The organism is Ruegeria sp. AO1 (assembly GCF_056535985.1).
In genome coordinates this window covers 956528-980218 of record NZ_JBQFJC010000002.1, presented here as the reverse complement: position 1 = coordinate 980218, position 23691 = coordinate 956528, and the positions used below count along the sequence as shown (strand labels likewise).

Genomic DNA, 23691 nt, shown 5'->3' with positions numbered 1-23691 from the left:
GATCAATCCTCCTTGTTCGACTGCGCGCCAATCACAAGACGACGGCGCACGGGGAATATTTGAAGTCCGGTTTTCTCAGAGATCAGCCCCCAGATACCGCGCGGGGCGAAGAGCATGACGGCGATCCCGATCAGACCAAGCACCATGAGGTACCAAGAGCCGTAGTCGGCCAGCAGGCTTTGCAGGATGAAGAAGATCAGCACGCCCAGGATTGGGCCTTCGATGGTGCCGATGCCTCCGATCACGACGATGAAAATCACGTAAGCCGTCCAGTCGGTGACCGAGAACGCCGCATCCGGAGAGATGCGCAGTTTCTGCACATAGATCAAAGCACCGGTCAGCCCGGTTCCTGCGGCTGAGACCAAGTAGACCAGCCATTTCATCCGAACCGCATCGACGCCGACGGATTTCGCTGCTTCGACATTGTCGCGTACCGCAGCCAATGCCAGCCCGCGCTTCGTTCTGAGCAGCCAGTAGATGCCCGCAATCGTTGCGATCACCAGCGCCAAGGCCAGCCAGTAGGTCAGGATATCGCGCGCTGCTGCTCCGCGAACGTCAAAGGTGGTCTGGATCCATTCGGTGGCCCACATCTCACGTGTTGCGGTGCGCGGCAAAGAGGTTCCAGTGCCGCCGCCGAGCACTTTCCATTGGGCCACCAGTAGGCGCATGACCTCGGCGATGACCCATGTTCCGATGGCGAAATAGGCCCCTTGCAGGCGGAAGGCGAAGAAGGCTGTGGGAATGGCGACAATCAGGGCCGCAACGCCGCCCAGCAGGATCGCCGAAACCGGGTCCATACCCCAAAGGATGACACCGCCGAACATGGCGTAGGCGCCCATGCCCACGAAGGCTTGCTGGCCGACGGACACAAGGCCGCCATACCCGGCCAGCAGGTTCCAGAACTGAGCCAGTACAAGCATGGTGAAGATGAAGAACAGGTCTTGAATCAACCCTCTGCTGGCAAATGTCGGCAGAAGGATGAACAGGATGATCAGAGCGATACAGACGGCTCCGGCACTGTAGGACGCGCGGGTCTGCGTTTGGACGCGGTACATCGAAGTATCAGTCATCAGTCCACCGCCCGTGGAAACAGGCCTCTGGGTTTGATCAGAAGCACGATGAGAAACGCCAGGTGGCCAGCCAGGATTTGCCATTCGGGGTTGATTGCTGCGCCGACAGTCTGGGCGACGCCGATGATGATGCCCCCGATTAGCGTGCCCCACAGGCTGCCGAGGCCACCAATAATCACGGCCTCAAAGGCGTAGATTAGGCGCGCTGGGCCGATATTGGGGTCAAAGTTCGCCCGCATTCCCAGATAAAGCGCGGCCAAGGTCACGACCAGCATTGCGATGGCTGTCGCAGTGGCGAAGATACGCTCTGGCCGGATACCCATCAGACCCGCTGTCACCGCATCATCCGAGGTCGCACGGAACGCCCGCCCCAATTCCGTGCGATAGAAAAGCTGGTTCAGACCGATGATGACAAGGATCGCAGAAGCAAAGGTCAGCAGCGGCAGAACACCCAAGTTCAGTCCACCCAACTGAACGGAAGCCGTAGCAATCTCACCCGCAGGCAAACGTTGGCTATCGGCTGAGAATCCTTCGAGCAGAGCATTCTGCAAGACGACCGACAGACCGAATGTCACAAGCAAAGGCGGCAGGATATCAGGCCCCAGCACTCGGTTCAGCACATGCCTCTGCAAAGCCCAACCCACGCCAAACATGATTGGTGCGGCAATGATTGCTGCCAGAAACGGTGAAAGCCCAAGCAACGAGACCAGCAGAAGGATCAGATAGGCCGCAAAGACGATCAGATCGCCATGGGCCAGATTGACCAACCGCATGATCCCGAACACGAGGCTCAGGCCTGCCGCGAACAGCGCATAGAGCCCGCCCAACAGAACGCCCTGAATGATGGTGTCGATCCAGATCATGCGGCGGCTCCTCCGAAATAGGCGTCGTGAATGGCTTCACGGCTGAGCGTCTCGGCGGTGCCTTCCAGCGTGACGCGACCCTCCATCATGCAATAGACGCGGTCCGCGACTTTCATCGCTTGACCAATGTCCTGCTCCACCACGATTAGGCTGGCTCCGGCCTCCTGAATGCGGGGGACGGCATCGTAGATGTCTTTGATGACCACAGGCGCGAGACCAAGGCTGATCTCGTCACAGAGCAGAACACGGGGATTGCTCATCAGCGCGCGACCGATTGCAACCATCTGCTGTTGCCCGCCAGACAGGGCTGTGCCGGGGTGGTTGCGGCGCTCTTTCAGGATCGGGAACAGGTCGTAGATTGTTTGCAATGACCAATGGCCAGATACCTTGCGGCCATAGGTGCCGATCAGCAAGTTTTCCTCGACGCTTAGGGAAGGAAACAGCCGGCGCCCCTCGGGCACCATGGCCACGCCGCGCGCCATGATCTCATCAGCAGCCAAGCCCCCAATGGGTTGGCCGTCAAAGCGCACTTGATCCGACCCGTTGGTCAGAACGCCCGAGATCGAGCGCATGAGGGTCGATTTCCCGGCCCCGTTTGCCCCGATGATGGCGACGGTTTCACCTTCGTCCAGATGGATATCCACGCCGAACAGGGCTTGGAAATCTCCGTAATGGGCGGCCAGCGCGTGGGTCTCTAACAGGCTCATCAGACTTCGATCCCCAGGTAGATTTCTTTGACTTCCCGGCTGTTCATGATCTCTTCCGGTTCGCCGAGGCCGATGACCTTGCCGAAATCCAGAACCAGCAGCCGTTCAACAACAGAGGTCAGCGCATGCAGGACATGTTCGATCCAGATGATCGTGACGCCGCTGCTGTGTAGCCCCTTGATTGTGTTAATCAGCGCGGTGCATTCGGCGTCGGTCAGACCTCCGGCGATTTCGTCCAGCAGCAACAGCTTTGGATTGGTTGCCATCGCGCGGGCCAACTCCAACCGCTTGCGTTGCAACAGCCGCAAACCACTGGCCGTGTCATTGGCCACGTCCAACAACTCCGTTTGCTCAAGAATACGGGCGCAGTCCTGTTCGACATCATGTTCGGATTTGCTCTGACCGTGCGTTGCGGCCACCAGCAGATTTTCGAACACCGTTAGATGATCAAACGGCTGAGGGATCTGGAACGAACGCCCTATGCCCGACAAGCAGCGCTGCATTGGCGGCACGCGCGTCACATCCGCTCCATCGAAATGGATCGATCCCGCATCAGAGGTCAGGTTGCCGGTAATCAGATTGAACAGCGTCGACTTGCCTGCCCCATTCGGGCCAATGATCCCAAGGGCCTGCCCCTGCGCGACATCAAAACTGACATCGTCCGTGACAGTGAGCGCACCGAAGCTTTTCGATACGTTTTTGAGCGAAAGAATGGTCATACCGGTGTTCCTGCCCCGGACAGGGTTCGGGGCGCTGGTTTCATTGCGATCAGGAGATTTCTTCCATCACACCCGCAGTCGGGATCTCAGGCGCGGAAGAGTTATCGACGATCACGAGGTCGTAGCTGCCATTGTCGAGCAGCCGCCATTGCCCGCCCACCAAGGGTGTTTTCGCGACGTTCTGTGCGGCGAAGGGAGGCAGACCTGCACCATCAAAGGCGATACGGCCGACAATGGAATCCAATTGCGAGGCAGCTATAGCCTCGGCCACCGCATCCCCATCACCCGAGTCATCAACGCGCCCCATGACGTTGGCAGCCATTTCAAACAGCGCGTGCACAAAGCCGATAGGCTGTGTCCACTGGCGGCTTGTGGCGGCCATGTAACCCTGCGCCAGTTCAGCTGAACTTGCGCCAGTGAGCGATGAAGAGAACGGATGGGTCGGTGACCACCACACTTCGGAACTCAGGTTGTTGCCTGCGTTACCCAAGGCCTCGACGGCCTGCGGGAACAGGATCGCCTTGCCGATGCTCGCCGCCTTAGGGGTGAAGCCTTGCTGCTTGGCTTGGCTCCAGAAGGTGGTGAAGTCAGGCGGGATGGGAACGCCGGTTACAATTTCAACATTCGCCTGGCGGAACGCGTTGATCTGTGCCGAGAAATCGTCGGTAAGGTTCTGGTACCGCCCGGGATCTGTCAGGCTATATCCCAACTCGGATAGAACCGGTGGGAAACCCACATTTGGATCGCCCCATGCATTGCCATCGCCGTCATTTGGGAACAGAGCACCGACCTGCTTGTTGGTCTCCAACTGGCCCCACATCGCCGTGAAGACCGAGATCACATCCTCAAGCCCCCAGAAGAAGTGATAGGCGTAGTAGAACGGCTCCCAACTGGCTGGATCGCCGGGATTGCCCTGCTGGCCGATGAACCACGGCTGCCAAGGGGCAACAGTGGAAATACACGGCACTTCCTCGGCCTCACAAGTCGAGGCAACGGGGTTGGTCGTTTCTGGCGTCGAAGCGACCAGCATCAGGTCGATCTCATCGTCCACGATCAGCTCGCCCGCCACGTCTGCTGCACGGTTCGGATTAGACTGGCTGTCTTTGACGATGACTTCAAAATTCGCACCGGCCTCAGATGCGGCGAAATTGTCGAGAATAAACTTGTCGGCCTCAGAGAACGCGGCCAGAGGACCTGATTGCGGGCTGACATAGCCCAGCTTGATCTTGGCACCCTGAGCGATAGCGGGCGCAGCGAGCGTGCCGGTGGCCAGCCCGAGGCCGGTTGCAGCGCTGGATTGCAGCAATTTGCGTCGTGTGATCATGTGTCCCTCCCTTGACACGGTGAAGTCAAACGCTTGGGGCGTTTCCCGCCCACGCGTTTTGAAGAAGCGCCCGCAGCCCGTCAGACGTGACGGGTCGCGGGTTCCAATACGGGTTCTTGAGTGCGATTTCGGTGGCGCGATCCAGATCGGCCTCAGACAGGCCAAAGTCCTTCAGAGCCATTGGTGCGCCCATGGATTTGGAAAAATCCCAAAGCGCCTGGCCGGGCTCAGAACCTCCGAGAATTTCTGACACGGGTGCCAGAAGCTCCGGCAAACCCGCCCCATTGTATGCGATGGCATGGGGCAAAACGACTGCGTGGGTTTCCGCGTGCGGCAGATTGAAGGACCCGCCCAGCGTATGGCAAAGCTTGTGATGCAGAGCCATTCCGACCAGACCAAGTACCGTGCCGCAGGCCCATGCACCACGCTGCGTTTCTTCTCTGGCTTTCAGGTCGTCGGGGTTTGCTACAACGATCGGCAGACCTTCTGCAAACGCCTTAAGTCCGTCAATCGCCAATTCCGTGGTCTGATCCGTGCGATCCTTGGCATAAAGCGCCTCAGTTGCATGAGCCATTGCGTTCAAGGCGCTGGTCACGGTCATTGCGGGCGGCAAAGACGCTACAAGTTCGGGATCGTACAGAATGACGCGCGGCAGAACCTTCGGATCTGTCAGGGTGGTTTTGATGCCGTCCTCAGTCTGACCGAGGATCGGAGTTGCCTCGCTGCCGGCATATGTTGTCGGGATGGCGATTTGTGGCAAAGAGGTCCGAAGGGCAATCGCCTTGCCTAAGCCAATCGTCGAACCTCCACCGATAGAGACAATGCTATCGGCATTGACTGACAAAGCGTGTTCAACCGCTTCTTCGGTCACGCCGACCGGAGTGTGCATCGTTGCCCGAGTGAACACGCCTGCAGCACGATCCCCAACGGTTGTCGCAAGCTCCATTGCCATATCGACTTGCTGAGGCGTCGATAGGATCAGCGCCTTGTTCGATCCCAGCTCCGCCAACGCCGCGCAGATGTCGTTGCGCAAACCTGCGCCGAACCGGACTTTCTGACCATTGATGCTGTTGGTGCTGGGAGCCATTGGGCGAATTCCTGACAAGCGATAGATTGCGGGTCTGGAGGGAACGCTAGCAGGCAAAGACAGCACTCTTGATCGAATTATCGACCATCAATATAACTTTGGGTTATGAAGCTTGATCCAAGACATCTTGAGATTCTCGCGGCTATTGTCGAGGCCGGAGGGTTGACCGAAGGCGCTGCTTTACTTGGGAAATCTCAACCCAGTATCTCCAGAAGCGTCTCTCTCTTGGAGGACAGGGTGGGAGAGCCCCTATTCCTGCCGACCCGAAGACCATTGCAACCTACTGAGCTTGGTCTTGCGCTAGCTCAGGAAGGTCAAAGAATCTTAAGCGCGGGTCGCCATGCAAGCCGCGTTGTGGACGAACACCGTCAGGGCATTGCCGGTGCAGTGCGGGTTGCGGGTACGCCGATCTTCATGGACGGTGTCATCTCGAACGTGATTGCAGAGTTTCAGGCCGAGTACCCCAATATTCGGATCGACCAGTCCTATGGATACCCCACTGAGCTTTTGTCGCAGTTGTCCGCCGAAACTCTGGACTTGGCCATTCTTCCTATGCGCCCGGCAGACGTGTCTGATGAATACGCGTTTCGTCAAATCCTGCCTGGTCGAAACGTCATTGCGTGCCGTGTTGGGCACCCATTGGCGCGCAAAAAGGAGGTGAAGCTGGAAGATATCACCGAGTATTCTTGGATCGCGCCACCTGCGAACAGCCCGCTGTTTCGTGACTTGAGAAACACGCTGGACGGTATCGGTATGCGAGATCTCAAAATCAGTTTCACGGGCGGGTCTTTGAGTGCGGTTGTGAACGTTCTGACGGGTTCAGACTCTCTAACCGTTTTACCTTTTTCGGTGGTTTTCATGATGCAACGGCAAAAAACTTTGGCAGCACTGCCGATAAAAATCGGTGATCCCGACCGGCACTTGGGATGCGTTACGCTAAGCGCCCGAAGCATGCCGGCTTCGTCGGAGCGCGTGCTTGAGTTCATTGAGCAAAAGTTCGAAATGCTGGATCGCTTGATTTGTGGCGCGGGATGATCTCTCTGACTGGTCTAGCCTGAAAAACCCGAGAGATTGAGTTGCTTTGTGAAGCCCGCGCGAAGTTTTAGACGGATGTTTTTCAATGCGTGCTGCCTCAGGGATCCTATTGGGTTTAGTGAACCTCTGTATATTTCATTGTTTTTAGGTCAGAGATACTTAACGTCTGGGTCAGAATTGAATGACGAGATTCACCGATTTTCTGAGGTTTGGGAGTTTTCGTTAGGCAGTTGTCGGTGACGTTCTACATTTCTTGTTAGACGTCAGATGAATTTGACTTTTGCGTCACAAACTGACCCAACCCCAACTTTTCATACTCCCGAAGACAGTTGCGTTCGATTTGACCTTCCTTACGGAAATCACGGCTGACTTGTAGACCAGACTGCGAAGCCGCCGGTTCCGACTGATCTGCCACGTGGCAAACGCGTGAGCGGCGTGGCATGCTATTCGACAGGCGTAGTGCGGCCCACAAAGCGGTCATTCAGAAACCGTGCAGCAACTCGATAAGGTGCGATGGCGGCTGGGCGGGGAAATCCAGACATTTGCGATCGGACAAGGCATGTCCGCTTGGCGCCTGTCCCCAACCTTGGTTCAATAGTGTCTAAATGCGCATTATCCTAAAGCGCTCATGTTTCCCAAGGAGGCTTAGCGCCTATCTCCGCAACCAGAAAGTCCATGAAAACCCGCACTTTGGGGGACAGTACGTTGGACTTGGGATAGATCAGCCACAAGACATTGTCTTCGCTGGCTTCAAAGTTTGGAAGAACCCGTACCAAACGACCTGATTTCAGTTGGTCATGCACGCTCCATCGAGCATTCAAAGAAATACCGGCTCCGGCTAATGTGGCGCGAACCTGACTTTGACCGTCATCGATAATCAATTGGCCTTTGGCGGATGCGGGATCGAAAACAGCGTTTTCGCCCGCCGGTCCTGTAAGTGACCGCGGTTGAAGGTTTTGGAAAGCGATCAGACGGTGGTTTGTCAAATTGGCTGGTGTATCGGGAACGCCATGCATTTCGAGGTAGTGTGGCGCGGCACAAAGGATACGCTGGTCATCAGCCAGTTTGCGGCCCTTCAGGCTGGTGTCGACAAGTGGCGCGTTCCTGAGTGCCAGATCATAGCTTCCTTCGATCAGATCGAACTGCACATCCGATAGGCGCAGATCGAGCGTGAGATCGGGGTGCTGTTCAAGAAACTTTGGCAGGATTGGCGCGATGTAGAGCTGTGCGAAACTGCTTGGCGCAGCAAAACGCAATGTACCTTTGATCGTTGTCATTTGCTTACCCAATGCAGCAAATGCCGCCTCTTCCTGCGCAATGATCTCACGAGCGAAGGGCAGGAAATCCGCTCCTTCCACTGACAACGACACTTTGCGTGTCGTGCGGTGCAAAAGCTCGAAACCGAGGTTCTGCTCCAGCTTGGCAAGCCTTGTGCTGGAGACCGCTGGGGCCATGCCCAGATCACGCCCCGCCGCGCTGATGTTCAGCATGTCTGCTGCCCTAATAAACAATCGAAGCGCGTCTGTGTCTAAGCCCATTATATTTATTTTCCGAATTATCAATACTGGAATAGGCAGTTTATCTTCATTTTGGTCAAGGTTAAATCCTTTTCACAGAGACAGCACAGATTAGGCAGGAGGCGCACATGACACGGACAGCCACCGTCAACTACCATGTTCACAAATCCTACCGGCAAGCCTTTGAGCTTGATGCTGGCGGGGTCGCTGGCAACCTGATTTCCCCTGAACTGGTCGCGACATCCGTTGTGCTAGCAGATAACCGCAAAACGACCTCGTCAGTTTCATTTGCGTGTGATGCCGTTGAAATCATGCCACTTGAAACGCAGGTCCGAGACTTTGCAGGCAACAGCTGGAAACCGATTTACGATGCGGAACTCAAGGCTATGCTGAAGGACAAGCTGGGTGCGAGAGAGGTCGTGGTTTTTGATCACACTGTTCGGGTGGATGACCCCGAAGCAATACGTAAACCAGCGCGCAATGTGCATAGCGACTACAGCGAAGACGGAGCCGAACAGCGGCTTGTCGACTTGCTGGGCGCCGAGACCGCAGCGGAGTGGGCGCAAGGTCATTTTGCCTTTGTCAACGTATGGCGTCCTGTAGAGCATGCGATCAATTCGGCACCCCTGGGCTTTGTACGGCCCTCGTCTGTCGACCCGTCTGACTGGATTCTACTGGACTTGATCTATCCTGACCGCGTGGGACAAATCATGGGGCTGGCGGGAAATCCCAAACATGAGTGGATCTATCAATCCAAAATGACGCCGGATGAGGTCGCGGTCTTCAACATCTATGACAATCAAGGTCTGGCTTCGATTGCTCATAGCGCACTCGATATGGTCGAGGATCCAAACATCACTACCATTCGCAAAAGCATCGAAAGCCGCACTTTGGTGCGCTATTAAAGGAGGGCCAGACATGTTGGATGAAACGCAGCCGGCTGGGTTTGAGCAAATCAATTTGGCCTACAACCAGGTATTCCGTCCCGGACGACTGAGCGTCGGCCTTGTATTGCCTCTCGAAGCCTATGCCGTCGGCGCAGAACCGACGCTACGAGGGCACTTGGAAGCGGCGCAGAAAGCCGAGGAGCTTGGGTTCCCAGCACTTTGGCTGCGGGACGTCCCCTTCAATGTTCCAAGCTTTGGCGACCCCGGGCAGGTTTTCGATCCATTTGTCTATCTGGGAGCGTTGGCAACGGCGACGGATCGGATTGCGCTTGGAACGTCGAGCGTGATCCTGCCATTGCGTCACCCCGCTCATGTCGCCAAGGCAGCAGCGACGGCAGATGTGCTCTCTGCCGGGCGGTTGCTTTTGGGTGTCGCGTCCGGCGACCGGCCCGAGGAGTACCCGGCGATGAACCAGAGCTTTGAAGATCGCGGGGCACGTTTCCGCGATAGCGTTGAGTACATCCGCGCCGTTGGATCGGCTTACCCGACGCATCAAAATGCACAGGGCAAACTGCATGGCGGGATTGATCTATTGCCAAAACCGCACGGGAAGCGCCTGCCGATGCTCATTACCGGTGGCAGCCAACAATCACCCGATTGGGTCGCTCAGAACGGAGATGGCTGGATGACATATCCGCGCAATGCGGCGGCTCAGGGTCAAGTCATCGCAGATTACCGCAGACGAGTGAAAGCTGCAGGTCAACCGGATAAGCCTGTGATGCAATCGCTCTACGTCGATGTTGTAGCCGACGCTGCCGCACCACCACGCCCAATCCATCTTGGGTTTCAGTCGGGCACCGGCTTCCTGCGCAACTATCTGCGCGAGATTGAAACGCTCGGGGTCAATCACGTCGCGCTGAACCTAAGGTTCAATCAAGCACCGATCGACACAACCCTCGAACATCTGGCGGACACTCTGCTGCCTGACTTTTCTTGAAGGATCAGACCGATGACCAAGACTATTCTCATTACAGGTTCAACCGACGGCATTGGCCTGCTGACAGCAACGAAGCTGGCTGCCGGTGGGCACAAGGTGCTCCTCCATGGACGCAGCGCATCAAAACTGGAGAGCGCTGCTGCCGCCGTCGGAGGCGATGTCGAAACCTATGCCGCTGATCTCAGCGATCTGTCCGCGGTTCGAAAACTGGCCGAAAACGTTCAGGCGAAGCATCATAAACTGGATGTATTAATCAACAACGCCGGTGTGCTGAAAGCCCCACAAGCCGTGCTTGAAAATGGTCAGGACATCCGCTTTGTAGTTAACACGCTTGCACCGTATCTGCTGACCGAATTGCTTTTGCCGATCATTCCCGCCGACGGGCGTGTCGTGAATCTGTCATCGGCTGCACAGGCCCCGGTGAACCTCAAGGCCCTGCAGGGCAATGTGCAACTGGCGGATATGGAGGCCTATGCCCAGAGCAAATTGGCGATCACAATCTGGACCCGCGAATGGGCCAAATCGTTGTCAGATACACCAGTGATGGTTGCCGTAAATCCCGGATCACTTCTAGCATCAAAAATGGTGAAAGAAGGCTTTGGCCTCGCAGGGAACGATATGAATATTGGCGCTGATATCTTGATTGACGCAGCCTTGGGTGTGCGGTTTGCGGATGCCGCAGGAGCCTATTTTGACAATGACAGTGGGGCTTTCGCTGATCCCCATCCCGCAGCGCTCGACGAAAACCACGCTGCCGACGTCATGAACACCATCAAAGACTTGATCAGCCAGACGGGCTGACCATCCCGGCGCGAAAACGCCGAACACTTCCACCTCTAACACTCCCCTACCCCTCACGCGTGCTGCGTCGAGGCCCAAGAAAGGACTGCCTGATGAAATACGAGAACTTTCAAACCTTTGACGTAGCTGTTGAGAACGGCATCGCCACGGTCACCTTCAACTTTGGCTCTGTGAACGTGCAGGGCCAGGAAATGCTGGCCGACCTCAACAGTCTGGCAATGCGGCTAGAGCGGGACCGCGACACAAAGGTCGTGATCTTTCAGTCGGCCAATCCGGAAATCTGGGTCTGCCACTACGATACCGAGCTACTTAAGGACATGTCGACCGAAGCCGTGTCCCGCGAGGACGCGCAGCTTTTGGATCTGCAATCGGTTTGCGAGCGGATCAGCAAGGTACCACAGGCCACTATTGCAAAGCTGGAAGGGTTTGCGCGCGGTGGCGGGCACGAATTGGCCTTGGCGTTGGATATGCGTTTTGCCGCGCGGGGAAAGTACAAGTTCATGCAGATGGAGGTCGGAATGGGCATCCTGCCCTGCGGCGGTGGCGCCTCGCGTATGGCCCGTCAAACCGGCCTTGGCAAAGCGCTTGAGATCATCCTGAGCGCGCAAGACTATGACGCGGATGACGCCGAACGTTTGGGCACCATCAACAAGGCTTTGGAAGCGGATGAAATCGGCCCGTATGTGACTGCTCTGGCCGAACGGATCGCCCAATTCCCTGCAGAGTCGATAAATGCCTGCAAGCAGATGGCCTATGAATCCATCGACAAGCCCATTGATGAGGCGCTGAAGGCCGAAGCCTATTGGCTGTATCAGGCGACCAGCAAAACTCCGGCAGTAAAACGTTTCACGATCGCGGATGAACAAGGTTTGGAACACGACATCGAGAACCAGCGCAAATGGGGCGATCTGGTGATGCAGGTGCAGGACATCAACTGACCATCCCCAAGACAATAATCTCGTCAGGCGTGCGGGGTTCCGACGTGGGCCTGACAGCATCTCACAAAAGGAAAATCCCAATGAAAGCAATGGTTCTCAACTCTTACGGACCCGATGCGCTGTTCGAGCTTGCTGAAATTCCCGATCCGGTCGCGACACCCGGACATGTTGTCGTCAAAGTGGCCGCGACCAGCGTCAACACCGTCGACACAATGATCCGAAGCATGGGCGCGGACCTGCCTCTGTCCCCTCAATTGCCCGCCGTACTTGGCATGGATTTCGCTGGGACGGTCGTCGCAGTTGGCGAAGGCGTGACAGACTTCGCCGTAGGTGATGAGGTATATGGCTGCGCAGGTGGATTGATGGATCTCCCGGGCGCTTTGGCGGAGTACATTAATGCAGATGCGCGCCTGATTTCCCACAAACCCAAGAAACTGAGCATGCGGGAAGCCGCAGCACTGCCTCTCGTCGGCATCACCGCCTACGAAGGGCTGACCCGCGCTGATGTTGGCGAAGGGCAGACCGTGCTGGTGCAAGGTGGTGCCGGTGGCGTTGGTCACATTGCCATCCAAATCGCCCGCCATCTTGGCGCCAAAGTGTCCGCAACGGGTCGCGGCGCGGATCAGATGGCCCTGATCCAAGAGCTGGGCTCGCGGCCGATAGACTTCACAACGCAAAAGGTCCAGGACTACGTGGCTGAGCACACCAGCGGTTTGGGCTTCGATGTAGTGTTCGATAGCGTTGGCGGTCCGAACATGACGAACTCGTTTGAAGCCGCCAGGCTCAATGGCCATGTCGCCTCAACGGTCGCGCTGGTCGAGATTGATTTGACGCCTGTGCATTTCAAAGGTCTGTCTCTGCACGTCGTTTTCATGCTGATCCCGATGATGCACGATGTCGGGCGTCAAACACATGGCGACATCCTGCGGATACTGGCGGATCTGGCGGATGAAGGCGCGCTCAAACCGATCGTTGACGAACATAAGTTTGGGTGGGCCGATGTCGGTGCAGCTTATGGGCACCTGACGAATGGATCTGCGGTCGGAAAGGTCATAGTGGAGGCGTGACAAAATTCAACTGGGGTTGGTGCGCGCATAGTGACTATTCGTACCAACTCAGTTTGAGCTGCATTTGATGACGCACATCTTGCATTGCTGACCTAAGAGCCGTTTGCATCCAATTTTACTTTGGGTTCACAACCGTCCATGGAAATACAGCAAAAATGTCAAATCACAGTGATCATATCTGCCATCAAAATCGGTGAAGCTTCTTTGCGACCCGGTAGGTATTGGCGTAAGCCGTGACGGAAGCCTCAATGGGATCGGCATAGCCGCCGCCGATTGCCATCGAGACCGGGATGCCGCGAACTTTGCTGGCATGCAGCACCGCCTGATCGCGTTGGATAAGGCCATCATGGGTCAGCGCAAGCCGCCCTAGTTTGTCTTCTGCCAGCGGATCAACGCCCGCTTGGTATAGAATGAGATCGGGGCGAAATTCAAACACAACCAGCAAGTTATCGGCTAAGGCGCGAAGGTAATCCTCGTCGCAGGTGCCATCCGGCAAGGCAACATCGAGATCCGCCGGAAACTTTCGGAACGGAAAATTCTTTTCGCCGTGCATCGAAAAGACGAAGACCGATGGGTTGGTAGCGAAAATGGCGGCGCTGCCATCGCCCTGATGGACATCAAGATCGATGATCGCGACTCTTTTGACTATGCCAGCCGCAAGCATGTGGAGCGCCGCGACGGCCTGATCGTTGTAGACGCAATAGCCAGATCCAAAAGTCGGATGGGCGTGGTGCGTGCCCCCAGCGAGCTGCCCCGAGATACCGTACTCCAGAGCTGTCTCAGCAGCAGCAATTGCGCCACCGGCTGTGGCGCGAACCCGCCTCACGAGTTCCGGACTCCACGGAAACCCAATCCGTTTCATGGCTTTTTCTTCCAGTTCCCCGTTTTCAAACTGCGCGACAAAATCGGGGGCGTGCGCGCGCAGTATCGATTCATCGCTGGCTGGCAAAGACTCCGCCAGCTGCGCCTCCTGAAGAATACCGTCTTTCAGCAGTAGCGTATGGAGCATTCTGTACTTGTCCTGCGGAAACCGATGTCCGGAAGGCAGGGTAAGGGAGGATCTGTGGGGAGCGTAAAATCTCATGACTTAGTTAAAAGGAAACTCATGCAATGCGCCAAAGCATAGCTGATCACCGAACAGATCTGCAACGTCCGCCGCCAATAGCAATGCGTTTCATGACGGGCGCAAATTTGCAATAAGGTGACAGTTGATATCTGATGCGAATGTCCGGCGTACGGGACAAAGCCAACTTTTGGTCCGGTCCAAGAAACTTGAGGTTCCGGCCCCATAGCTAACATTCGTATACTTGTCGCAAGTCGATCCAAGTCGGCATTCCCTCCGATCAGTTTTCTGTATGTAAAACAATGCCATTCAGGTTTGCTCTCTTCCTGTTTCATCTATCCCAATTGCATGAGGGTTGGCATTCACCCCTGCCAACATCTTTAAAACTTCAGCTTTCCAGCCCGCTTTGATCTTTAATGCCAGTTGAGACGGTGGTCGGTGGTCTGGCTCAAGAAGCGCGTACTCATATCTGAGCGGCTTTTCGAAGGGCACGAACGCGACTTTTCCGCTGGACAGGTTTAGTTCTTGTTCAGTCGCTACGGTCAAAGGATCCACGATCGAATAACATTGACCTGAGCTCACAAAGGGTATCAGGGGTAGAAAGTACTGACAGGTCACTGTTGGGTTGTAGTCAGCTGAAACATCTTGAAACTCTTGCCGAATTTTACGCTGGAACGGGTGCGTGGCATGCAATCCACCCATAGGCGCTCCGTCGAGATCGGAAATGGATATGGTCCCACGTGAAGCAAGTGGGCTGTCACGATCGACGGCACAAAAACAATCTGCCCGGATCAGTTCTGTTGAATACTGAGGCTCTTTCCCGGTTGAATGATCGAAGTCTGCAAAGCCGAAATCAATATTCTGCGTGCCTGCAAGCTCAATAATCTGAGGCGAACTGCGTGTAGACAATGTGATACGTATCTCGGGGTTTTCGCCGACTGATTGGCTGATAAAACGCGGGAACAAGAAAGCGGATGGGCCCGGCATTGTAGCGATATTCAAGCTACCGGAATGCCCTTTAATCAACCCTTCCATTGTACTGGAAATCGTCGCAAGGCGGTCCAGAATACCTGTTGTTTCGGCCAAAAGGTAATGCGCTTCGGGAACCGGGACCAATCGCCGTCCCTTACGCTCGAACAGTGTCAGGCCAAGGGTCTTTTCAAGATTCTTCAGGGCCAGACTGATCGCAGGCTGGGTGCGGTTTAGTTTCTTGGCGGTTTGAGAGATAGAGCCGGTCTCCATCACCTCGCGAAAAACGGTCAACTGCATTAGATTCATGTCCAGTATATAAGCTAAACCTTAGTTTTATGAAATATAACAAATTTGTATTTATGAAAATTGCGACTACGCTTGCAGGATCGAAATTCGGCCGAACCGAATCCGACGATTCAACAAGGGAGATGATTATGAAATTTGTGAAATGTTTGACGGGACTGGCCCTAGCAGGCGCGCTTGCCGCCCCGGCACTGGCACAGGACCCAACTTTTTTCCGCATCGGCACAGGCGGCGCAGGCGGAACTTACTTCCCCATTGGCGGCACCATCGCAAACGGAATCTCCGCCCCTCCGGGTTCGCGCCCCTGCGAAGAAGGCGGCCAGTGCGGCGTGCCGGGGCTGATTGCTATCGCTCAATCCACCACCGCGTCGGTGTTCAACAACGCCGCCGTTCAGAACGGAGAGCTTGAGGCCGGTCTCGCCGCGGCCGACGTTACCCGCTCGATGTATCTGGGTGAGGGCAAGTTCGAAGGTAAACCTCACCCCAATCTTCGCATCGTGGCCAACCTATTCCCGGAAGACCTGCACTTGGTTCTGCCTGCCGGCGAGACAATCAACGATCTGAGCGATCTAGAAGGCAAGCGCGTCGGCATCGCGCAAGCCGGTTCCGGTACACAGGTTGCCGTGCTTCAGATGCTCGATGCATGGGGCGTCAACCGCGACAACATGGATGAGGCCGAGCTGAACAACAGCCAAAGCGCCGAGCGTCTGGCTGACGGTCAGCTTGACGCCTATTTCTACGCTGCAGGCTGGCCCGTAGCTGCGATGGTTCAGCTGTCGTCAACCAAGGGCATGAATCTGCATTCCTTCAGCGACGAAGACATGACGAAGATCAATGAGATCATCCCGGCATACATCCCCTCGGCCATCCCGGGTGGCGTTTACGAAGGTATCGACGGTGAAACCAAAACCCCGGCGGTCAGCGCGATGCTGGTAGTATCTTCGGAATTGTCCGACGAACTGGTCTACGGCCTGACCAAGGCGCTATGGAACGACAATACCCGCAAGCTGCTGGACAATGGTCACGCCAAAGGCAAGCAGATCACTCCCGATACGGCGCTGGATGGCGTCGAGGCGCTGGGTGTACCCCTGCATCCTGGGGCCGAGAAATTCTACAAAGAAGCTGGTCTGCTTCAGTAACCGTACCTTACTGACACCTGTCGTCGGTGCCCCTGCGCGGGGCACCGCACTCTGGAATTATGCGAAATCGGGGGGCCATCATGTCCGAGACCCAGAAACTTGATGACCACGAATTGACGGCCGAGGAACTGGCCGCCATCGAAGAACAGTTCGACGAAGGTGCCGCCGTCCGGCAGGTCACGCCCGCCGCGGGCAAGGTACTGCGCGTTGTTGCCCTGATCCTTGCGTTCTACGAATTCTTCACGGCCGGCTTTGGCCTGCCCGCCGACCATTGGCACATGGGTATCTATCTGGCCCTGCTGTTCATTCTGGTCTACGCGACAATTCCGATAATCGGCTCCAAAAACCTCTATACGCTCAAGGTCAGCCGGTTCCGTATCGGCAACATCCCTCTGTACGACTTGGTTTTTATGGCGCTGGGGATCATCGCAGCGCTGTATGTTGGGGTCGCATGGCGCGGCATTCCGTTTCTGGGGATCGAGGAACAGACGTTCCGAATGGGCAACCCGAACACCTATGACGTGGTTTTGGGCGTAGTCATCATCCTGCTGGTTTTGGACATCGCACGCCGCACGCTGGGTTGGGTGCTGCCACTGATCATCTGTGTATTTATCTCATACGCCCTGTTGGGACCGTATTTCCCCGGCTTGCTGCAGCATCCCGGCGTGAACTTCAAAACTTTCGTATCGTCTATGTATTTCCCGCAGGAAGGCATCTATGGCGTCACACTCTGGGTCGTCTCGACCATCGTGTTCCATTTCGTCCTGTTCGGCGTGATCGCGCAGCGCACCGGATTGGGGCAACTCTTCATCGACAACGCAACCATTTTGGCGGGCCGCTATACCGGTGGGCCGGCAAAAGTGTCGGTGGTATCCTCGGCGTTCTTCGGCACGATCTCGGGCTCTTCGGTGGCCAACACCGTTTCGACCGGCGCGCTGACCATTCCCAACATGAAGCGCCTTGGGTACCCCGGCCATTTTGCGGGCGGCGTCGAAGCCGCATCGTCAGCCGGAGGGCAAATCACGCCGCCAATCATGGGGGCAGCGGCCTTCATCATGGCCGAGTTTCTTGAGGTGCCCTACACAACCATTGTCATCGCTGCGATCTTCCCCGCAATCCTTCACTATGTCGGGGTCTTCGCGGTGGTGCACCTGATGGCACGCAAGCTGAACCTGCAAGGCTTGGCGAAAGAGCAACTGCCGCAACTCAAGGCCGTCTGGGCCGAAGGTTGGGCCAACATCGTGCCTCTGATCGGTCTGCTTGTCGTGCTGTTCACAGGATATACGCCGTTCATGTCCGCCTTCTGTGGCATTTCTCTGGCAGTGATCGCAGGCATGTCGCGCATCAAACAACCGCCCACGCTGATTTATGCTGCGGCGTTCCTAGCCTTCGTGCTGTGGAAATTCTCGGATGGCGGGTTCGATCTGACTATGACAGCGATCCTGTGTGCCTTGTCGGTGATCGCCACGTTGAACCCGCAGAAACGCATCGAAGTACCCGAGATGCTGCAAGCGGTTGAGCTGGGTGTGAAATACTCGCTGGCCGTGGGCGCCGCTGCTGCCGCCGTCGGCATTGTCGTCGGTGTTATCAACACAACTGGCATTGGCTTTCGTATCGGCTTCATGGTCACTCAGGGCGCAGGCAATCTGGCCGCTGACCTGTACAACATGATCTCGTTTGGCAGCTGGCAGCTGTTTGCGATGGAAGACCTGCAACTGTTCATCTCGCTGGTCTTCATTGCCATTGTTTGCATCCTGATGGGCGCGGGCATCCCCACCACCGCGCTCTACATCATGCTGGTATCAGTCGCACAGCCCGCGCTGGCGCAGCTGGGTGTCCCGCCGATCGCAAGCCACCTGTTCGTACTCTACTACGGTGTTGTGTCCGAGATCACGCCACCCGTCTGCACTTCGGCCTATGCGGCGGCGGCCATTGCGAACTCCAACCCGTTCCGAACTGGTCTCTCTGCCTTTACCCTTGGGTTGGGCAAGGTGATCGCGCCAATGGCCTTCGTTTATGCGCCTGTCCTTTTGTTCGTGTCCTCAACCGGGTTCAACCTGTGGGAGTTCACCTACACCGCCACGAGTTGTATCGCCGGGGTCATCGCCCTGTCCGCAGCTGTGGTCGGATACTGGCTGAAACCGCTGAACATCGCGTCGCGTATCCTGATGGCCATCGCGGGGGTGATCTTTGTTGCGCCCAGCCTGACGGCTGACCTGATAGCGCTTGCTGTCGCGTCGCCGGTCATTGTCTCCCAACTGATCGCGCGCAATCGCAGCCATTCCCCGGCTTGATGCGATGACAGAGCAAGTGACCATCATCGGCGCAGGGATCGTCGGCATTTGTTGCGCGCTGTCGCTGCAAGAACGGGGCATACCGGTCCGAATTATCGACCGGAGCGACCCCGGGCAGGAAACCTCGTTCGGCAACGCGGGGGTTGTGTCGCCCTGGTCGATCATTCCGCAGGCCGTTCCGGGGATTTGGAAAAAGCTACCCCAAATGCTGTTGGACCCGAAAAGCGCGCTTTCGGTACGGACGTCCTTCTGGCCGAAGATGATCCCATGGGGGCTGCGCTTTCTGGGCAAGTCCGGCGAGAAGACGGTTCGTGAAGTCTCGGATGCGATGGAGATTTTGTGTCGCCCCTCCATTGATCTGTACCGTCGGCACCTGCAGGGCACGGGCCACGAAGCGCTGATCGTGGACAGTTACTACATCCACGCGTTCCGCAACCCTGAACAAGCCAACCTTGATGATCTTGGCTATCTGATCCGCCAGGAAAAAGGCGGTGAATTGGAGCGGGTCGACGGCGCTGAATTGCGGCGCTTGGAACCAGCTCTGTCAAAAGACCTCAAGGCAGCGATTGTGATCAAAGGTCAGGCCCGCGCAACGTCTCCCGGGCGTTTGGGCGCTGTATTGGCCGAAAAAGCACGTGCGCAAGGTGCTGAGTTTGTGCGGTCCGAAGTCACCAAGCTGAGCCACACCGAAGACGGCATTTGGCAGCTTGCCACGTCACATGACACGCTGCACGCGCGCAATGTTGTCCTCGCGGCCGGAGTGTGGTCTGCCGGCCTGCTCAAACCCCTTGGCATACCTGTACCGTTGGTGGCCGAACGGGGTTACCACGTTGAATTCCCGGCCCCTTCGGCAGTGCTGAACAACTCGGTCATGGATGTGGACGCAAAGGTCGTCGCAAGTTCGATGCAGGGCGGCCTCAGGGTTGCCGGTACGGCCGAGTTTGGCAGCGTCGATGCGCCAGCGGATCCACGCAAGGAAAAGATACTGACCGATCAGGCAAAATCTTTGGTGCCGGACCTCGATACTGGCGCGGCAAAGTTCTGGATGGGCCGACGCCCCTCTTTTCCCGATAGCCTGCCAGCGATTGGGCCGCTGAACGGAAAGGACGGGCTTTTTACCGCGTTCGGCCATTCTCATTACGGGCTGATGATGGCGCCAAAGACCGGAGAACTTGTGGCGGATCTGGTGTCCGGACGCAGCCCGAATATCAACTTGGACCCGTTCTCGCTGGCCCGTTTCTAAATCTCCTATTCGAAAGGACCTGAGCACCATGCCAATTTACGAAGGTGGCCAAAACATATGTGGGGCTTCGATCGGAGTTTTGTGCCTTGAAAGCTATTTCCCCAAACCGCCCGGGCACATCAAGAATCCGTCCAGCCTTACGTTTCCTATACTTTACGAAATGATTGACGGCATCAGTGTCCCGACCCTACTAAACAACCCGACGCCCGATCTACTGGCACCCTTTATCAAGGGCGCGCAAAGGCTTGAGGCCGAGGGCGTTCGGGCAATCACGGGAAGCTGTGGATTTCTGGCTTTGTTTCAAAAGGAACTGGCCGCGGCGGTTTCCGTTCCCGTCTTTGCATCCAGCTTGATACAGGTTCCTCTGGCCTTTCACATGACCGGGGCGAATGCGCCGGTGGGCGTGTTGACCGCGGATGCATCTGCTCTGACGCCGAAGCATTTCGAAGGTGTCGGCGCTGCGGGCATTCCCGTCGCGGTACAAGGGCTAGAGGACACCAGCGAATTCGCTGAGGTGATCCTGCGAAACACGCGCACCCGTATGGACACCGACCTCATTGAGGCTGAAGTCCTTGAGGCGGCGCGGCGACTTAAACGGCAAGCGCCGGACATACGGTCGCTTGTGTTGGAGTGTACCGATCTGCCGCCTTATGCGGCGCGCCTTCAGGACGAGTTGCAACTTCCCGTCTTCGATTTGACGACACTGGCGCAGATGGCGCATACCGTTGCGACGCGCAATTCCTATGTTGGCATCATGCCTTGGACGTAAAGAAACAGCAGTATCGCGCGGGACTTGGAGGATTTTAGTGTCCGTCGACCTAACCATCCTGATGGTTGCCATCGGCCTTGGCGCAATGCTGCAAGTCGGCGTCGGCATCGGGTTTAGCATCCTTGCCGGACCGCCGATGATGATCCTGCTTGGTACATCAACGGCTGTTCCAATACTGCTGCTGTTGAATACTGTCGTTTCAGCGGTCGCGACAGACCGACAGGTGCTGAAGGCCGACCGACAAACCATTCGCACGGCAATTATCGGATGTCTCCTCGGAGTGGTCGCGGGCCTTGTCGTATACCCCTGGCTAAGCGAGGCGTTTGTCCTTGCCCTAACAGCCAGCCTGTTGCTGATCGGGCTTGTGACGACCTTGCTGCCCCTGCGCCGCTCAATTGGAACAGCAGGGTTTTCGACCGTTTCCGGCTTGTCCGGGCTGGCGACTGTTTGGGCAGCGACGCCCGGCCCGCTAATGGTTTTTGGATTGATTGCGAAAGGCCGCCCTGCCAAAGAAGTTGCCAAGTTGGTTCAACCCATTGCGCTGGTGGCATACGGCATCGCATTCCTGTTGCATAGCCTGTCCGAGACTCAAGCCTTCGCTTATGGCCCGCAGCTATGGGGCTTCGTGGCGCTCACGTTGATCGGCAGTTTTTTTGGTCGTGCAATGGGGCCACATTTACCGCAGACCTTGGTCACAACGGCGATCCGCGTGGTATCTCTGATGGCCTGCGGCGTTCTCTTTCATCGCGCATTTGCGATCGCGTAAACTCGAAGGGCAGACAATGACACAAGACAACAAACTGGACAGATTTCCGCGGGCCCAATTCATGTCAGGCCCAACCCCATTGGAGCGGCTGGACAGGTTGTCTTCGGAATTGGGCATCGACCTCTGGCTGAAACGCGATGACCTCACCGGGCTTGGGTTTGGCGGAAACAAAACGCGTCAGCTTGAATTCTATTTCGGTGATGCCCTGCAGAAAGGTGCGGATACTATTCTGATCACCGGCGCAGTTCAGTCAAACTTTGTTCGGTCTGCTGCAGCCGCCGCAGCAAAACTGGGCATGCAATCCGTCCTGCAACTGGAAGAGCGTGTGTCCGATATGGGCGAGGTGTATTACAGCTCTGGGAATGTGTTTTTGGCACAAATTCTGGGTGCCGAACACATGACCTACCCCAAGGGCGAGGACGAAGTCGGTGCGGACGCTGCGTTGCACGCGCGCGCCGACGAGTTGAAGGCGCGAGGGCGCAAACCTTATGTCATTCATCTGGGATTAAACCATCCGCCTTTGGGTGCTTTGGGCTACGTTGTCGCTGGACAAGAATTGTGTCAGCAGATGCCAGATATTGATGCGATTGTCGTACCCTCAGGTAGTGGAGCCACACATGGAGGCTTATTGACTGGAGTGGCCTTGGAAGAAAACACCGCTTCTGTGTTTGGCGTTTGCGTACGGCGCGATCGCGAACAGCAAATGGTCCGAATGAACACCGTTTTGCAGAAACTGGCGGAGCTGTTGGATATCGACGCAGCGCCTTTGCATGCCAGGCTAAACGTTATGGATGAAGCGCTGCCTCCCGGCTACGGGAAACTCAGTGGAGGCACGCGGGCTGCATTGGACAAGATGGCTCGTACCGAAGGAATATTCCTTGATCCCGTCTATACCGCGAAAACCTTCGCAGGGTTGTTGCATTTGGTAAGCGAAGGGAAAATCCTACCCGGACAGAAAGTCGTCATGGTGCACACGGGTGGGTTGCCTGCACTATTTGGGTATCAAAACGAGTTGGCCAGCGACCTATCCTAAATCCGCCAATACCCCCCCCAAAAAACTTCCCATACTGGGAAAACAGAAAACATGAGCATTGCCCGGATCGAAACCGCGCTCTTCCAAAGCCTTTAGCGGAGTTGATGTTCCGCCGCCAAAACACCCTGTCAGCAGAACAAACTTACGAGTCAAATCAATTCCATTTACGTGGCTCGCTGTCAGTCAATTCACTTGACGCTACGATGCTTAAAACCACAGAAAGAGCTTAATCGCGGACCTTATCCGCAAGACCCGCAGATGACAGAACGGGGGACAAAGCAGACATATTCTTGCGCCGAATCTTGTCATCCGTATGCTCATTTTGACAACAGAAGAAATGGAGCATTCGCCTGCATGAAGTTTTTCTCCCGCAGAACTTTCTGGTCATTCTCAATGGTTTTGGCTTCGTTGACGACCGTACCAAGCCTTTCCATCGCACAGGTTTCGGAGACTGTAACCTCTCAAGTCATTTATGTTCCATCTTACTCGCGAGTTTTCACGCAGGAGGGTCGCAGCGAACCGCTCGCTTCTACCCTTGTTGTGCACAACATTAGTGCTCAATCAGAGATCAAAGTTGAGCGTGTCGACTATTACGACCGAGCGGGGCAGCTTCTGGAAACTCTCATCAATGAGCCCGTTCAACTGATGCCATTTGGGTCGATCAATGCGCTTATACCTATTGGTAGCGTCGGAGACGGGATTGGCGCGAACTTCGTCGTCACCTGGTCGGCAGAAGTGCCAGTACAGCCCCCCATCGTTGAAGCAATCATGGTCGGTGGAAGCGGCACTCAAGGAATCTCGTTTACAAGTCGAGGTCAGGTGTTGTCACAAACACCGTAGCACCCATCACTATTTTGATTTCGATATAACCAACTCGATCATCGCGCCAATACTTAGTCCTATCTGGTTTTTTGATTGCCACAGCTACAGGAGCCCACTTTGGGCTCATAGCCAACCCTAACTGCCATGCGTTCGGATGGTAGCAGGGCGGACAAACCGGCCTTTCGCAATATTACTCTTTAAGTAGAAGTAGACCAAAGTAACTCCGTTCATTCCCGTAGGAAAATATCGCGCAATGTGACGCAAAGATCGTTTCA

At 56.1% G+C, this 23691-nt stretch carries 22 protein-coding genes; 13 read left to right on the top strand and 9 right to left on the bottom strand.

Annotation, left to right across the window (positions count from 1 at the left end; translation table 11 throughout):
• Positions 1-2: 2 nt before the first annotated feature.
• Genes ACR3FB_RS22530 through ACR3FB_RS22505 form a run of 6 tightly spaced genes read right to left on the bottom strand, consistent with a single transcriptional unit; the run spans position 3 to position 5770 of the window.
• The gene (locus tag ACR3FB_RS22530) at positions 3-1070 is read right to left on the bottom strand and encodes a branched-chain amino acid ABC transporter permease (protein ID WP_480565579.1); all 1068 of its coding nucleotides are present in this window, start codon (positions 1068-1070) and stop codon (positions 3-5) included.
• A complete protein-coding gene (locus tag ACR3FB_RS22525; protein ID WP_480565578.1) occupies positions 1070-1933 on the bottom strand; it encodes a branched-chain amino acid ABC transporter permease in 864 nt (287 codons plus the stop codon). The genes ACR3FB_RS22530 and ACR3FB_RS22525 overlap by 1 nt, the downstream gene beginning before the upstream one ends.
• A complete protein-coding gene (locus ACR3FB_RS22520; protein WP_480565577.1) occupies positions 1930-2640 on the bottom strand; it encodes an ABC transporter ATP-binding protein in 711 nt (236 codons plus the stop codon). Before ACR3FB_RS22520 ends, ACR3FB_RS22525 begins: the two co-directional genes overlap by 4 nt.
• Complete coding sequence (locus tag ACR3FB_RS22515) at positions 2640-3359, bottom strand: ABC transporter ATP-binding protein (RefSeq protein ID WP_480565576.1); 720 nt, start codon at positions 3357-3359, stop codon at positions 2640-2642. Before ACR3FB_RS22515 ends, ACR3FB_RS22520 begins: the two co-directional genes overlap by 1 nt.
• A 49-nt stretch (positions 3360-3408) precedes the next feature.
• The gene (locus ACR3FB_RS22510; RefSeq protein WP_480565574.1) at positions 3409-4683 is read right to left on the bottom strand and encodes an ABC transporter substrate-binding protein; all 1275 of its coding nucleotides are present in this window, start codon (positions 4681-4683) and stop codon (positions 3409-3411) included.
• Positions 4684-4708: 25 nt separating this feature from the next.
• Positions 4709-5770, bottom strand: a complete 1062-nt coding sequence (locus tag ACR3FB_RS22505; protein ID WP_480565573.1) for a maleylacetate reductase — start codon at positions 5768-5770, stop codon at positions 4709-4711.
• A gap of 105 nt (positions 5771-5875) precedes the next feature.
• On the opposite strand from ACR3FB_RS22505, the gene ACR3FB_RS22500 reads away from it, so the two are divergent.
• The gene (locus ACR3FB_RS22500; RefSeq protein WP_480565572.1) at positions 5876-6805 is read left to right on the top strand and encodes a LysR family transcriptional regulator; all 930 of its coding nucleotides are present in this window, start codon (positions 5876-5878) and stop codon (positions 6803-6805) included.
• 626 nt (positions 6806-7431) lie between these two features.
• Here the strand turns inward: ACR3FB_RS22500 and ACR3FB_RS22495 are convergent.
• The gene (locus tag ACR3FB_RS22495) at positions 7432-8343 is read right to left on the bottom strand and encodes a LysR family transcriptional regulator (RefSeq protein ID WP_480565570.1); all 912 of its coding nucleotides are present in this window, start codon (positions 8341-8343) and stop codon (positions 7432-7434) included.
• Positions 8344-8450: 107 nt separating this feature from the next.
• Here ACR3FB_RS22495 and ACR3FB_RS22490 point away from each other — a divergent pair, with 107 nt between their 5' ends.
• The 5 genes from ACR3FB_RS22490 (at position 8451) to ACR3FB_RS22470 (ending at position 13012) form a co-directional block, all read left to right on the top strand.
• The gene (locus ACR3FB_RS22490; protein ID WP_480565568.1) at positions 8451-9227 is read left to right on the top strand and encodes a CmcJ/NvfI family oxidoreductase; all 777 of its coding nucleotides are present in this window, start codon (positions 8451-8453) and stop codon (positions 9225-9227) included.
• Between the two features lie 13 nt (positions 9228-9240).
• Positions 9241-10206, top strand: a complete 966-nt coding sequence (locus tag ACR3FB_RS22485; RefSeq protein ID WP_480565567.1) for an LLM class oxidoreductase — start codon at positions 9241-9243, stop codon at positions 10204-10206.
• Positions 10207-10218: 12 nt separating this feature from the next.
• The gene (locus tag ACR3FB_RS22480; RefSeq protein ID WP_480565566.1) at positions 10219-11007 is read left to right on the top strand and encodes an SDR family NAD(P)-dependent oxidoreductase; all 789 of its coding nucleotides are present in this window, start codon (positions 10219-10221) and stop codon (positions 11005-11007) included.
• A 92-nt stretch (positions 11008-11099) separates the two neighbouring features.
• The gene (locus tag ACR3FB_RS22475; protein ID WP_480565565.1) at positions 11100-11945 is read left to right on the top strand and encodes an enoyl-CoA hydratase/isomerase family protein; all 846 of its coding nucleotides are present in this window, start codon (positions 11100-11102) and stop codon (positions 11943-11945) included.
• A gap of 80 nt (positions 11946-12025) precedes the next feature.
• Positions 12026-13012 (top strand): zinc-dependent alcohol dehydrogenase family protein, encoded by a 987-nt coding sequence (locus ACR3FB_RS22470; RefSeq protein WP_480565564.1) that lies wholly within the window; start codon positions 12026-12028, stop codon positions 13010-13012.
• A 184-nt stretch (positions 13013-13196) separates the two neighbouring features.
• On the opposite strand, the gene ACR3FB_RS22465 is transcribed toward ACR3FB_RS22470, so the two are convergent.
• Both ACR3FB_RS22465 and ACR3FB_RS22460 read right to left on the bottom strand, forming a co-directional pair.
• On the bottom strand, positions 13197-14096 hold the full coding sequence (locus tag ACR3FB_RS22465; RefSeq protein WP_480565563.1) for a histone deacetylase family protein: 900 nt from the start codon (positions 14094-14096) through the stop codon (positions 13197-13199).
• Positions 14097-14384: 288 nt separating this feature from the next.
• Positions 14385-15344 (bottom strand): LysR family transcriptional regulator, encoded by a 960-nt coding sequence (locus tag ACR3FB_RS22460; protein WP_480566906.1) that lies wholly within the window; start codon positions 15342-15344, stop codon positions 14385-14387.
• Between the two features lie 137 nt (positions 15345-15481).
• Here ACR3FB_RS22460 and ACR3FB_RS22455 point away from each other — a divergent pair, with 137 nt between their 5' ends.
• The 7 genes from ACR3FB_RS22455 to ACR3FB_RS22425 all read left to right on the top strand — a co-directional run bounded on the left by ACR3FB_RS22455 (position 15482) and on the right by ACR3FB_RS22425 (position 23434).
• Positions 15482-16489 (top strand): TAXI family TRAP transporter solute-binding subunit, encoded by a 1008-nt coding sequence (locus ACR3FB_RS22455; RefSeq protein ID WP_480565561.1) that lies wholly within the window; start codon positions 15482-15484, stop codon positions 16487-16489.
• A gap of 80 nt (positions 16490-16569) precedes the next feature.
• Positions 16570-18783 (top strand): TRAP transporter permease, encoded by a 2214-nt coding sequence (locus ACR3FB_RS22450; protein ID WP_480565559.1) that lies wholly within the window; start codon positions 16570-16572, stop codon positions 18781-18783.
• A 4-nt stretch (positions 18784-18787) separates the two neighbouring features.
• The gene (locus ACR3FB_RS22445) at positions 18788-20026 is read left to right on the top strand and encodes an NAD(P)/FAD-dependent oxidoreductase (protein ID WP_480565558.1); all 1239 of its coding nucleotides are present in this window, start codon (positions 18788-18790) and stop codon (positions 20024-20026) included.
• A 28-nt stretch (positions 20027-20054) separates the two neighbouring features.
• Complete coding sequence (locus tag ACR3FB_RS22440) at positions 20055-20795, top strand: aspartate/glutamate racemase family protein (RefSeq protein WP_480565557.1); 741 nt, start codon at positions 20055-20057, stop codon at positions 20793-20795.
• Between the two features lie 37 nt (positions 20796-20832).
• A complete protein-coding gene (locus ACR3FB_RS22435) occupies positions 20833-21561 on the top strand; it encodes a TSUP family transporter (protein WP_425085268.1) in 729 nt (242 codons plus the stop codon).
• Between the two features lie 16 nt (positions 21562-21577).
• On the top strand, positions 21578-22594 hold the full coding sequence (locus tag ACR3FB_RS22430; RefSeq protein ID WP_480565556.1) for a D-cysteine desulfhydrase family protein: 1017 nt from the start codon (positions 21578-21580) through the stop codon (positions 22592-22594).
• 354 nt (positions 22595-22948) lie between these two features.
• Positions 22949-23434: a DUF3124 domain-containing protein gene (locus ACR3FB_RS22425; RefSeq protein WP_480565555.1), complete on the top strand. Its 486-nt coding sequence runs from the start codon at positions 22949-22951 to the stop codon at positions 23432-23434.
• Positions 23435-23691 lie beyond the last annotated feature (257 nt).